The sequence below is a fragment of the Kitasatospora sp. NPDC088861 genome (genome assembly GCF_044750105.1).
Classification (GTDB): domain Bacteria; phylum Actinomycetota; class Actinomycetes; order Streptomycetales; family Streptomycetaceae; genus Kitasatospora.
On the sequence record NZ_JBIVJF010000001.1, the window covers coordinates 401925 to 414214 of the forward strand.

The 12290-nt window shown below is 74.0% G+C and carries 9 protein-coding genes and 1 pseudogene; 6 read left to right on the forward strand and 4 right to left on the reverse strand.

All coding sequences use genetic code 11. The features are described 5' to 3' along the window. Positions 1 to 41: 41 nt before the first annotated feature. The 5 genes and pseudogenes from ACIP37_RS01715 to ACIP37_RS01735 all read left to right on the forward strand — a co-directional run bounded on the left by ACIP37_RS01715 (position 42) and on the right by ACIP37_RS01735 (position 4608). Positions 42 to 1034, forward strand: a complete 993-nt coding sequence (locus ACIP37_RS01715; protein ID WP_363579763.1) for an SDR family NAD(P)-dependent oxidoreductase — start codon at positions 42 to 44, stop codon at positions 1032 to 1034. 74 nt (positions 1035 to 1108) lie between these two features. Then, positions 1109 to 1810: pseudogene (locus ACIP37_RS01720) on the forward strand (NDP-sugar synthase); the annotation flags it as partial. A 125-nt stretch (positions 1811 to 1935) separates the two neighbouring features. Beyond that, on the forward strand, positions 1936 to 2853 hold the full coding sequence (locus ACIP37_RS01725) for an NAD(P)-dependent oxidoreductase (protein WP_363627844.1): 918 nt from the start codon (positions 1936 to 1938) through the stop codon (positions 2851 to 2853). Further along, positions 2850 to 3545, forward strand: coding sequence for a spherulation-specific family 4 protein (locus ACIP37_RS01730; RefSeq protein WP_363579765.1), 696 nt, complete (start codon positions 2850 to 2852; stop codon positions 3543 to 3545). Before ACIP37_RS01725 ends, ACIP37_RS01730 begins: the two co-directional genes overlap by 4 nt. A 22-nt stretch (positions 3546 to 3567) precedes the next feature. Further along, positions 3568 to 4608: an endo alpha-1,4 polygalactosaminidase gene (locus ACIP37_RS01735; RefSeq protein ID WP_363579766.1), complete on the forward strand. Its 1041-nt coding sequence runs from the start codon at positions 3568 to 3570 to the stop codon at positions 4606 to 4608. 75 nt (positions 4609 to 4683) lie between these two features. Here ACIP37_RS01735 and ACIP37_RS01740 read toward each other — a convergent pair whose 3' ends face one another. Beyond that, the gene (locus tag ACIP37_RS01740; protein WP_350876437.1) at positions 4684 to 4893 is read right to left on the reverse strand and encodes a hypothetical protein; all 210 of its coding nucleotides are present in this window, start codon (positions 4891 to 4893) and stop codon (positions 4684 to 4686) included. A gap of 154 nt (positions 4894 to 5047) precedes the next feature. Here ACIP37_RS01740 and ACIP37_RS01745 point away from each other — a divergent pair, with 154 nt between their 5' ends. Continuing rightward, on the forward strand, positions 5048 to 6013 hold the full coding sequence (locus ACIP37_RS01745) for an aldo/keto reductase (RefSeq protein ID WP_363579767.1): 966 nt from the start codon (positions 5048 to 5050) through the stop codon (positions 6011 to 6013). Between the two features lie 530 nt (positions 6014 to 6543). Here ACIP37_RS01745 and ACIP37_RS01750 read toward each other — a convergent pair. The 3 genes from ACIP37_RS01750 to ACIP37_RS01760 all read right to left on the reverse strand — a co-directional run bounded on the left by ACIP37_RS01750 (position 6544) and on the right by ACIP37_RS01760 (position 12121). After that, positions 6544 to 7566 (reverse strand): C40 family peptidase, encoded by a 1023-nt coding sequence (locus ACIP37_RS01750; RefSeq protein ID WP_363627846.1) that lies wholly within the window; start codon positions 7564 to 7566, stop codon positions 6544 to 6546. Beyond that, positions 7563 to 8849 (reverse strand): SPFH domain-containing protein, encoded by a 1287-nt coding sequence (locus ACIP37_RS01755; RefSeq protein ID WP_363627847.1) that lies wholly within the window; start codon positions 8847 to 8849, stop codon positions 7563 to 7565. The genes ACIP37_RS01750 and ACIP37_RS01755 overlap by 4 nt, the downstream gene beginning before the upstream one ends. Before the next feature lie 194 nt (positions 8850 to 9043). Continuing rightward, positions 9044 to 12121 carry an Ig-like domain-containing protein gene (locus tag ACIP37_RS01760; RefSeq protein ID WP_400843094.1) on the reverse strand — a complete coding sequence of 1026 codons (3078 nt, stop codon included), beginning with the start codon at positions 12119 to 12121 and terminating at the stop codon, positions 9044 to 9046. Positions 12122 to 12290: the final 169 nt, after the last annotated feature.

A 12290-nucleotide genomic window follows, 5' to 3' on the forward strand; every position in this document is an offset into this window, starting at 1 on the left:
GGGAGTCCGGCCGTTCCCAAAATCGAGAGAGCGAATCACGCATGAGCAGCGTCGCGGTCACCGGAGCCGAGGGCTTCATCGGCTCCCACCTCGTCGAGTCCTTGGTTGCCGACGGGCACCAGGTCCGGGCCATGGTCCAGTACAACTCCTTCTCGTCCTTCGGCTGGCTGGAGACCCTGCCCAAGGAGGTGCTGGACTCGGTCGAGATCGTCCTCGGCGACGTCCGGGACCCGGGCTCGGTCAACGGCCTGGTCAAGGGCACCGAGGCGGTCTACCACCTGGCCGCCCTGATAGCGATCCCGTACTCCTACCGGGCCCCGCACTCGTACGTCGACACCAACGTCACCGGCACCCTGAACGTGCTGGAGGCGGTGCGCCACCAGGAGATCCCGCGCCTGGTGCACACCTCCACCAGCGAGACGTACGGCACCGCGCAGACCGTGCCGATCACCGAGGACCACCCGATCAACACCCAGTCCCCGTACGCCGCCTCCAAGGCCGGCGGGGACCGGCTGGCCGACAGCTACCACGCCAGCTTCGAGACCCCGGTCGTCACCCTGCGCCCGTTCAACACCTTCGGCCCGCGTCAGTCGATGCGCGCCGTCATCCCGACCGTGATCGCCCAGGTCGCCGCCGGCGAGACCGAGATCACCCTCGGCGACCTGCGCCCGACCCGCGACTTCACGTTCGTCAAGGACACCGCGCACGCGTTCCGCACGGTCGGCACCGCTCCCGCCGAGACCGTGGTCGGCAGGACCTTCAACGCCGGCACCGGCGGCGAGATCTCGGTCGGCGACCTCGTCTCCCTGGTCGGCAAGCTGATGGGCGTCGACCTCCTGGTGAAGGAGGACGAGCAGCGCATCCGCCCGGCCAACTCCGAGGTCATGCGCCTGGTCGCGGACGCCACCCGGCTGCGCGAGGCCACCGGCTGGGCCCCCCAGTTCACCCTGGAGCAGGGCCTGGAGCAGACCATCGAGTTCTTCCGCGACCCGGCCAACCTGGCCCGCTACAAGACCGACATCTACAACGTCTGACCGCCGTAGCGATCAATGCCCGTCCTGGTAACCAAGGTTCGTGTCCTGCACATCCTTTCCGTGGGGGAAACACCATGCATGCAGTGATCCTGGCCGGCGGTAAGGGCGTCCGCCTCCGCCCGTACACCACCGCGCTTCCCAAGCCGCTCGTCCCGATCGGCGACCAGCACGCGATCCTGGAGATCGTGATGCGCCAGCTCGCCGCCGCGGGCTTCAAGACCGTCACCCTGGCCATCGGCCACCTCGGCCACATCATCCGCGCGTACGTCGGCAACGGCTCCCAGTGGGGGCTGCGGGTCGGCTACGCCGTCGAGGACAGCCCGCTCGGCACCATGGGCCCGCTGCTCACCATGCAGGACCGCCTGCCGGAGCACTTCCTGGTGATGAACGGCGACATCCTCACCGACCTGGACTTCGCCGGGGTGCTCAAGCACCACGAGGCGTCCGGGGCGCCGCTCACCATCGCCACCTACGCCCGTCAGGTGAAGATCGACTTCGGTGTGCTGACCGCCGAGTCCGGCAGCATCACCGGCTTCCAGGAGAAGCCGAGCATCGACTACCGCGTCTCGATGGGCGTGTACGGCGTGTCCCGTTCGGCACTCGCCAAGTACACCCCCGGCCTGCCGCTGGGCTTCGACGAGCTGGTGCTGGACCTGCTCGCCGCCAAGACCCCGCCCGCCGCGTACGACTTCGGCGGCTACTGGCTGGACATCGGCCGCCCGGACGACTACGACCGGGCGAACGCCGAGTTCTCGTCCATCCGACCGGTGCTGATGCCCTTCGAGTCGGCCGCCGCCGGCCAGGGCGTGGCGGAGCTGCCGATCCCGGCCGCCCGCACCGCCCCGGACGACACGGCCGAGGCTCCCGCCACCGCGGGCGCCCAGAGCGACGGACGGGCCGCGTGAGAATCCTGCTCCTCGGCGGCGACGGCTTCCTCGGCCGTCACGCCACCGCCGTCCTGCGGTCACTGCCCGGTGCCACCGTGCTGACCGCGGGCCGGCGGCCCGCCCACGACCTCCGGCTGGACCTGGCCACCGCCCAGGCCGGCCCGCTCGGCGAGGAACTCGCCGCGCTGGCACCCGACGTGGTGGTCAACTTCGCCGGCGCGGTGGCCGGCAGCGCGGTCAAGCTCGCCGAGGTGAACGCGCGCGGCCCGGCCGTGCTCTGCGAGGCGCTGCAGCTCGGCGCCCCGAAGACCCGGCTGGTGCACATCGGTTCGGCCGGCGAGTACGGCGTCTGTCCGGCGGGCAGCTCGCTGTCCGAGGACTCCGACGCCCGCCCGGTCGGCGTGTACGGCGCGACCAAGCTGGCCGGCTCCCTCGCGGTGGCCGGCTCGGCGCTGGACGCCGTGGTCCTGCGGGTGTTCAACCCGGTCGGCCCGGGGGCACCGGTGGGCTCGCTGCCCGGCCGGCTGGCCGCCGAGCTGCTCCGGGTGGCGCCCGAGGGCGCCGACGGCGTGATCACGGTCGGCGACCTCTCCGCCTACCGCGACTTCGTCGACGCCCGGGACATCGCCCGCGCGGTCGGCCTGGCCGCCGCCGCGGACCGTCCGCTCCCCCGGGTGCTCAACCTCGCCTCCGGGCAGGCCCGGCAGGTCCGGGCGATCGCGGACGGGCTGGCCGCCGCGGCCGGCTTCACCGGCCGGATCGACGAGAGCGGGGCGGGCTCCGAGCGCTCGGCCGCGGTCTCCTGGCAGCAGGCCGACGTGTCGGCCGCCGCCCGGGAGCTCGACTGGCACCCGGAGACGGACCTCGCCGACACCCTGCGCGACCTGTGGCTCAGCACCGCCCAGCCCGCCTCCCCACCGGTCGTCGCATGACCGGCGGGATCATCCCCGACGGCCGCCTGCTGGTGCCGCTGTACGTCCACCCCGCGGTGGACCCGGCGGCCTGGCAGGCGGTCGCCGCCGCCGACCCGGGCCGGATCGCCGCCGTCGTGCTCAACCTCGCCGACGGGCCCGGCGAGAACCCGGACAACGTCTTCGCCGAGGCCGCCGACCGACTCCGCGCGGCCGGAGTGCCATTGGTCGGCTACACCGACACCGACTACGGCCGCCGACCGCACGCGGCGGTGGTCGCCGACATCCTGACCTACCGTCAACGCCACGACATCACCGGCGTCTACCTCGACCAGGTGGCCACCCACCCGGGCGCCCTCGCGCACTACCGGCGGCTGGCCACGGCCGCGCGCGCGGCCGGCTGCGGCACCGTGGTCTTCGGCCACGGCGAGCACCCCGACCCGGGGTACGCCGAAGTCGGCCTGGCCGACCTGCTGGTCACCTTCGAGGGCGACTGGGACACGTACCGCGCGATGACGCTCCCGCTGTGGACCGGCCGCCACGCGGCCTCCCGCTTCTGCCACCTGGTGTACGACGTCCCCGCCGAACACGCCGAGGACGCCACCGCGCTGATCGCCGCCCGCCGGGCCGGCGTCGGCTGCGCCGTACCGGGCGCCGGGGAGAACCCCTGGCGCACCCTGCCCTACGGCCTGACCGCTGCTGAACTGACCTGACCCGATCCGGAGTTCGACTACCGTGAACCGCCGTACCCGGCTCCTGCCGGCCGCCATCACCATCGCCGCCGCCCTGCTGGCGACCTCGTGCAGCAGCTCAGGCTCGGACGACGACGGCTCCTCGGCCGACGGCTCCCCGAGCAGCCCGCCCGCGGCCACCGCCCCGACCACCCCGGACGGCAGCGCAACCCCGGGCACCCCGTCGGACGCCGGCACCACACCCCCGGCCCCCGGCACGCCCAGCGCCCCCGGCTCGCCCACCGCGCCCGCCGCCACCACGCCCCCGGGCGCCACCACCGCCCCGGGCACCCCCGGGACCCCAGGCGGAACTCCCGGCGGCACCACCGCCCCGCAGCCCGCCGGCGCCCGCTGGCAGCCCACCCCGGGCCTCGCCTGGCAGTGGCAGCTCGGCGGCACCGTCGACCAGTCCGTGGACGTCCCGGTCTACGACATCGACGGCTTCGAGAACGACGCCTCGGTGGTGGCCGCGCTGCACGCCAAGGGCCGCAAGGTGATCTGCTACATCAACGCCGGCTCCTGGGAGAACTTCCGCCCCGACTCCGCGGCCTTCGCCAAGTCCTTGCAGGGCTCCGACACCGGCTGGAAGGGCGAGAAGTGGTTCGACATCCGCAAGCTCGACCAGCTCAAGCCGCTGATGGCGGCCCGCTTCGACATGTGCAAGAGCAAGGGCTTCGACGCCATCGAGCCGGACACCATCGAGGCCTACAACCAGAACAGCGGTTTCCCGCTCACTCCTGACGACCAGATCAAGTACAACCGCATGCTGGCCCAGCTCGCCCACGAACGCGGCCTGGCCATCGGTCTGAAGAACGACCTCGACCAGATCCCGGCGCTGCTGCCGGACTTCGACTTCGCGGTCAACGAGGAGTGCTCGCAGTTCGACGAGTGCGACCGGGTCGCGCCGTTCGTCAAGGCAGGCAAGGCGGTCTTCCACGTCGAGTACAAGCTCGGCACGGACCAGTTCTGCGCCAAGGCCAAGTCGCTCGGCTTCAGTTCGATGCAGAAGAAGCTCGACCTGGACGCCTGGCGCAAGCCCTGCTGAGCACCGGCGCACCGGTTCTCGACGCACCGGTTTCCGTCGCGCGGGTGACCCTCGTCCGGGTCACCCGCGCGAGGATCACTTGACCGCCAGCCAGATGACGCCGCCCAACACGGCCAGCACGATGACGGCGACCAGCGCGATCACGCCGGTGCGGCCACCACCACCGCTGTTGCTGCGGCCGTAGGTGGAGACGGTGCCCGGCGCCTGCGGGGCCGCCGGGGTCTCGTCGACGAACGCCCGGAACATCTGGGTGCTGCCGGCGGGGTCGTAGTCGTTGTCAGCCATGGCACGGACTCTAACGAATCCGCCCACCTCACGGACACCCCGGACCCCTCCTGCGCGACCCCCACCACCCGGTCGCGCAACGGCGGTACGACATCCTCGTGAAGTCCGCCCGACACGCGGAATGCCGCCCAGTGCGATCCGGTTGAATCCGACCATGACCGGAAACCACAGCGACGCCCCGGGCCGGGTCCGCCTCGGCGCCTCCGACCTGTCCGTCTTCCCGCTCTCCCTCGGCGGCAACGTCTTCGGCTGGACGGCCGACGAGCAGCAGTCCTTCGCCGTCCTGGACGCCTACGCCGCGGCCGGCGGCAACTTCGTCGACACCGCCGACGTCTACTCGGCCTGGGCCCCGGGCAACACCGGCGGCGAGTCCGAGACCGTCCTCGGCAACTGGCTGCGCAGCCGCGGCAACCGCGACGACGTCGTGATCGCCACCAAGGTCGGCATGCATCCCGAGGCCGGCGGTCTGGGCGCGGCCAACATCAAGGCCGCGGCTGAGGGTTCGCTGCGCCGCCTGGGCGTCGAGCGGATCGACCTGTACTACACCCACCGGGACGACGACACCCCGGTCGAGGAGTTCGTCACCGCACTGGACGAGCTGGTCCGCGAGGGCAAGGTCGCCGCGGTCGGCGCCTCCAACATCGGCGCCGAGCGGCTGTCCGAGGCGCTGGCCTTCGCCGACCGCGAGGGCCTGGCCAAGTACGTCGCCGTCCAGCCGCACTACAACCTGGTCTCGCGCGGCACCTTCGAGGGCCCGCTGGCCGACGTGGTCGCCGAGCACGGCCTCGCCACCGTCCCGTACTACGCGCTCGCCTCCGGGTTCCTCACCGGCAAGTACCGCCCCGGCGGCCCCGGCGTCGACAGCGCCCGCTCCGAGGGCGCCGCCCGCTACCTGGACGACCCGCGCGGCCCGAAGGTGCTGGCAGCCCTGGACACCGTCGCCGGGGAGCACGGCGTCGCCCTCGCCACGGTCGCCCTCTCCTGGCTGGCCGGGCGGCCGACGGTCGCCGCCCCCATCGCCAGCGCCCGCACCGTCGAGCAGCTCCCGCCCCTGCTGGCAGCCACCACGCTCCGACTCACCCCCGAACAGACCGCCCTCCTCGACGCCGCCTCCGCCTGACCCCGCCCCACCCGCAGGCTGCGAACCCGCCCCCACCCGGGCCCGTTCGCAGCCTGCGCCCGTTCCCGGCGAACCCCGCCCGGTTGGGAACGCCGTCCGCAGTGATCAGACTTGGTCCACGAACGACCTGACGCGGAGCGGGACTTCAACGCCGAATCCACCACGGCGGCGGCATCGCCGGGAATCCCGCCCGGGACGGGCTCTTCGACGACGAGGACCGGAAGAAGTACGCGCGCCCGGCCCTCGATTCCGCAGACAATCCGGGCCCGGGCGGTAACACCCGCAGGATGACCGTCGGCCCCGCCGATCTGAGGGCCCGCGCCGGCACCGTCGACGAAATCCGGGCGATTTTCCGGGCGGTCGGCGAATCGGCCCGGAAAAGGACGGCCAACGCGCTTGGCGCACCGGCCCATTGGCAGATCGGGCCCGAACTGCGCACCCGATGTATCCGCGGGGACGACCAGGTGGCCACGGTCACGCTTCGGGCCCCCGACAGCGGCGTGCCGTCGGGGGCCCAGTGCGCCCCGGCGCTACGGCCGCCCGAAGTGGGTCGGGTAGTAGCCCGAGTTGAGAGTGGAGACCCGAACCGTCTTGCCGGGCCGGGGCGCCTCGACGAACTTGCCACCGCCCAGGTAGATCCCCACGTGGTGGATCCCGGAGGCCCGGCCGCTGTCCGACCAGAACACCAGGTCGCCGCGGCGCAGCTGCCCCGCGCTGATCGGCGTGGTGGCCGCGTACTGGTCGTCGGCCACCCGCGGCAGGCTGATCCCGCTGCGCCGGTAGGCCTGCTGGACGAGCCCCGAGCAGTCGTAGCCTGACGGGCCGTTGCCGCCCCAGACGTACGGCTTGCCCAGCTGGGCGAGCGCGTAGTCGATGGCCGCCTCCATGCTGCCGGAGGCCGGTGCCTGGTCCGCCGACGGCGTGGCCGCGGGCCGGGCGGGAGTGGGATCAGCGCCGCCGCCGGACTGGCCGGTGCGGCTCGCGTAGACGTCGTAGTGGCTGGTCCACCGCCACTCGCCGCTGCCGTTCTTGAACCAGTACTTCGACCCGTCCCAGCCCTGGCGCAGTCCGGAGGAGGAAGCGGAGGAGGCCGAACCGTTGGACACGGCGGCCGCCTTGCCACTGGCACCGCCCGAGCCGCCCGAGCCGCCGGACTGGCCGGTGCGGCCCGCGTAGACGTCGTAGTGGCTGGTCCACCGCCACTCGCCGCTGCCGTTCTTGAACCAGTACTTCGACCCGTCCCAGCCCTGCTTCCCGGCCGCGGCGTGCGCGGACCCGGCACCGGCCGTCAGGCCGACCACGCCGGCGCCCGCCAGCACGGTGGTTGCCAGGCAGGTACTTCGCACGGCGCGGTGTATTCGGCTGCCGCCGGTCCCCGCCGCGGGGCGGGCGGTGCGCGGCCGGGCCGCGCAGTTCGGGCAGCCGCACCCCGCGATCGCGGGGATGCTGCCGGTGCTCTCCTCGAAGCCGATCAGGCCCCGGTCGAGGGCGGCGTCGAAATCGGCGTCGAGGTCGAGGCCGGGATCGGCGTACGCGCCGGTGGCTATCCTCATGCGGGTCGTCCTTCCTTCCGCCCGGCCCGTGCGGCCGGGGGCGGTACCGAGGCGGCCACTCCGGCCGGGGCGACGAAGGCGACCAGCAACTGCTCCATCAGCGCACTGCGGGCGGCCTCGTCCAGTTCGTGGGCGGTGGCGCGCTCCAGCCGCCGGACGGCGAGCGCCGCCGCCTCGACCGCGTCGTCCACCAGCACCGTCCGCAGGCCCGCGTCCAGGTCGGCCAGCCGGCGGCGGCGCATCGACTCGGCGACCTCGGGCGCGTAGTCCAGCGCCAGCGGCTGCGCCGAGTAGACCTCCAGGCCCGCCGGGGCGACCTCGGCGGCCAGTGCTCTGGTCAGCTCGTCGGCGAACCACTGCCCGTCACGCAGCGCGGGCCCGGGCGCCGCGTTGCTGTCGCACGGCAGGATGGACGCGGTGCGGGTGAGTACCGCCTGGACCTGCTCGCGCAGGTAGCTCTCGTGGTCCTCGATCGCCAGCAGCGCCCGCGCGGTGTCCTTGACCCGCCAGACGATCAGCAGCCGGACGACGATCGGCGTGCCGGTCCGGTCGACCGCCTTGACCGGCTCGCTGCGCCAGTGCCGCAGTCGCACGTCCACCCGGCGCCGGCGCAGCAGCGGGTTGACCCAGACCAGGCCGGTGCGGCGGACGGTGCCCCGGTAGCGGCCCCAGCGGGTCAGCACCCGGGTCTCGCCGCCCGCGTTGGCCAGCAGCCCGGCAAGCGCGAACACCACGAGCAGGCCGACCGCGCTGACCGCGGCGACCGACTTGGCGTCCACCTCGGCCTGGCCGCTCGCCTGCGCGGCGGCGCTGCGCAGGTCGGGCAGCGCGTCCCAGTACGGGATGACGCCGTCGCGCAGCAGCATCAGCAGCACGCCGGCCACGCCGACCAGCACCACCAGCAGGGCGATCCAGCCGGGCAGGGCGGTGGCGCCGTGCTCGCGGACCGCCTGGTCGGCGCGCGGGGGGCGGCGGGAGGTGGCGGCCGCGGGGGCGCCGACCTGGATGGCTTCCGGGATCTCGGCGGTCTCCGGGGCGGCCGCCTCCAGCGGATCGCGCAGGTCGGCGGAGGCGCCGGAGGCCGGGCCGGGGACGACGACCAACGGAGTGGTCGCGGGGCCGCCGTCGACCGGGCCGAGCAGCTTGGCCGTCTTGGCGGCCGTGACGGTGGCTGTGGCGGTGGCCAGCGGGCTGGCGCCGGAGGCGGAACGTTCCGGCAAGGCCGGTGGGAGCGCCTTGGGCAGGTGGTCGGGTCGCTGCGAAGAATCGCGGGTGACGTCCATGCACGGATCCTCGGGGTCGGTGTGTCGCGCAACGGGCGGCCCGGATCTGACGGGCAGTGCCAAGATCAGGCTAAGTTCATACGTCATCAAATGCGACATTTGAGGTGAGGTGTGTCGACATTTGCTGACGAATCGTCCGAAGCCGACCTGACGCGCAGGCACATGAATGGATGGTCGGGATGGTTCAGCGCAGGTCAGCGCCGCCGGACACCGCCATCACGGGCGAACACCCGGCGGGTGATCAGCCCGATGGCGGCGAGCACCAGCAGGCCACCGGCGACCCCACCGCGCCAACCGCTCGCGGTGGACCGCGCGGCCGCCGCCTGCGAGGCCTCCGCGGCCGCCCCCACGGGCGACGCACTGGGCGGCGCCGGCAGCTGCCCGGCACTCTCCCCGGCGGACCCGAGCGGTTCGGCCGCCACCGGCGTCGATGACGGTGACAGTGACGGAGGCGATGACAGGGGCGGTGGCAGTGACGGTGACGGTGACGACGCCACGACGCCGACGGCCGCCCGGGACGGACTGGCGCCCAGGGACGGAACGGTACGGAGCGTCGGAGGGACGGAACCGGCGGAGGTGGTGGTGGGGGCGGTCGGGACGGTCGGGGTGACTGAAGCAGCGGACGGCCCGGCCGCTGCCGGAACGGCAATCGGCAGCACGCCCACCGGCACCGGTGCGAGCACGGACGCATCGGGCGCCGCCCCCACAACCGGGCTCGGCGACGAGGTGACCGGGATCGAAGGCGTGGACGGGAACGTGGACGCGGGCGTGGGCGACATCGCGGGACGGGACGGTACGGAGGAGGCCACCGGCGCGGAAGCACCGGCCGAGGGCAGCACCGGCACCGCCACGCTCGGACTCGGCCCGATCGGCACCGAAGCCGACGCCGACGGGCTCGGCACGGTTGCCACGGTCGACACCGAGGCCGCGGGGCTGGGCCGCACGGGAACCGACGCCCCCGAACTCGGCACCGCGGAAGTCGACGCCGACGCCGACGGGCTCGGCACGGTCGGCACGGTCGACACCGAGGCCGCGGGGCTGGGCCGCACGGGAACCGACGCCCCCGAACTCGGCACCGCGGAAGTCGACGCCGACGCCGACGGGCTCGGCGCCGCCGCGACGCGCACCGGCACCGCGTCCGCCGCCGCCCCGTTCCCCGCCAGGTCGGTCGCCGTGACGACCAGCCACTGCTGCCCGTCCGTCAGGTCCCGGTTGGCGGTGCAGGTCCAGCTGCCGTCGAGGGCCGCCGTCGCCCCGCACAGCACCGTCCGCTCGCCCGAGACCGAACCCGAAGCCGGCCCCGAGGCCGCCGAGCCGCCCGCCCGCGCCGTGACCAGCACCTTCGAGCCCGGCTCGGCCCGCCCGGTGAACGTCGGCCGACTGACCCGCAGGGTCTCCCCGGCGGCCGGCGAGCCGAGCACCGGCTTGTCCGGCGGGACGGTGTCGACGACCAGCACGACCGCCTGCCCGGCCGTCCGGTTCCCGGCCGCGTCGACCGCGACGGGGGTGAGCAGGTGGCGCCCGTCCACCAGGTTCTCGACCGGCAGGCAGGACCACTGGCCGTCCGCCCGGACGGCGCTGCGGCACAGTTCGGCGGCCTGGTCGGTGACCGCGACGGTGCTGCCCGCCTCGCCGGTGCCGGTGAGCTGGATCCCCGGGTCGTTGGTGTACTCCGGGAGGGTGAGGACGGGCGCTGCGGGCGGCGCCGTCTTCACGGTGACCCGGACGGCCTCGCCGCGCAGCACCACACCACCGCTGGTGATCTCGACCGGGGTGAGGGAGTGCGGGCCCGCGGTGAGCGCTTCACCGGGCCGGCAGGACCAGCCGCCGCCGCGCTCGACCCGGGCCCGGCAGGCCGTGGCGTCACCGTCCCGGATCTCCACCGAGGCGCCGGCGACCGCTCCGTCGCCGTGGACCCGCGGACGGGCTTCGGCGAGGACGGCGCCGTCGACGGGTTCGGCGATCTCGGGCCGGGCGGCGCCGACGGTCAGTTTGATCCGCTGGTCGGTGACCTGCCCGGAGTCGGCGAAGCCGCCGGAGGGGACGAGTTGGCTGGCGTCGCGGGCGATCCGCAGCCGGGCCCAGGTGTCGCCGGAGCCGGCGCCGGTCGGGACGGTCCATTCCAGGGTCGCGGTGTCGGCGCCGGCCGGGATCTCGGTCTGCACCCGCTCGGCGGGGTCGAAGCGCCCGCTGTGGTCGAAGTCGATCCAGCCGGCCAGGGTCGCGGGCTGGTCGCCGACCGCCACCGGGACGGTGAGCCGGTAGTAGCGGCCGATCGCGGCCTCGGTGGGGAAGCCGATCGACGGGTCGGCGCCCTGGTACTCGCCGCGGCCGGGCTGGAGCTTGGGCGGCGGCGGGCTGGCGAAGACGCTGCGCCGGCCGGCTCCGTGGTCGAGCTGGACCAGCGGCTCGCCGGTCGGCCGGTCGGCCGTGCCCCGGTCGTCGGCGGACCGGGGGCGGGTGCGGTGCGCAGCGTTGGCGGCGTCCGCGCCGAGGAACAGGTCGGAGAGCACGTGCGAGGCGTTGCCGTAGTTCTGCGGGGCGGTGCCGAGGTCCTCGTCGACGGTGACGGTGTAGGCCTGGCGCAGGACGGGCGGGGCGGTGGTGCTGCCGGCCCGGGCGGTGGAGCGCTGCTCGATCCGGAAGACCGCGGTGCGCAGGGTGCCGACGAGTTCCAGGGTGCCCTCGGAGGCGGAGCCGGCCGCGCCGTCGGAGCTGCCGTCGGCTCCGACGGGCGCGAGGGCGTTGGCGTCGACCGTCCAGCCGGGCCAGTCGGTGCGGTTGACCAGGGTGGGGGCGGCGGGTGAGCCGCCGGTGAGGGTCAGCCGGGCCGCGGTGCTGGTGGTGCCCGACTTCCCGGTGGCGAGCGCGACCAATCCGCTGAGGTGCAGCCGGGGGTTGCGGACCGGTCGGGAGAAGGCGAGCCGGAGCGTTCCGACGGTGCGCCAGGATCCGTCCGTCTGCGGGCGGTTCTCGGTGACGCTGAAGGTCTGCGCGGGGTTCCCGGGGTGCATTCCGTCCGTGTACGGCCCGGCCGCACGCCCCCCGCCGGGGCGGTCGGCCAGTTCGCCGGCCGCGGCGGCCACCTCGGTACCCGGGGTGGCGGCGAATTCGAGCTGGACGGAGAGGCCGGAGGGCAGGACCGCCCGGTGCTCCCCCGACCAGGCGTCAGGGGACTGCTGGGCCACCGAGCGTGGGGCGTTCCAGCCGGTCAGCAGCCCGGCCACGAGGACGGTCAGGGCGACGGCCGTGCGGGGAAACTGTCGGCCCATCCGGCTCTCCTTCGCGGTCGGCTGCCGGGGTGCCGGGCAGCCTGGGCACAAGATCTGACAAAAAGGAATCACGATCCTGAGCCGGTCATACTGCGACACCTGGGCTTATAGCCGGGTCCCACCCGTTTGGCGGTCATCCGAGCGACAGGACGGGATATACCCGAAACAG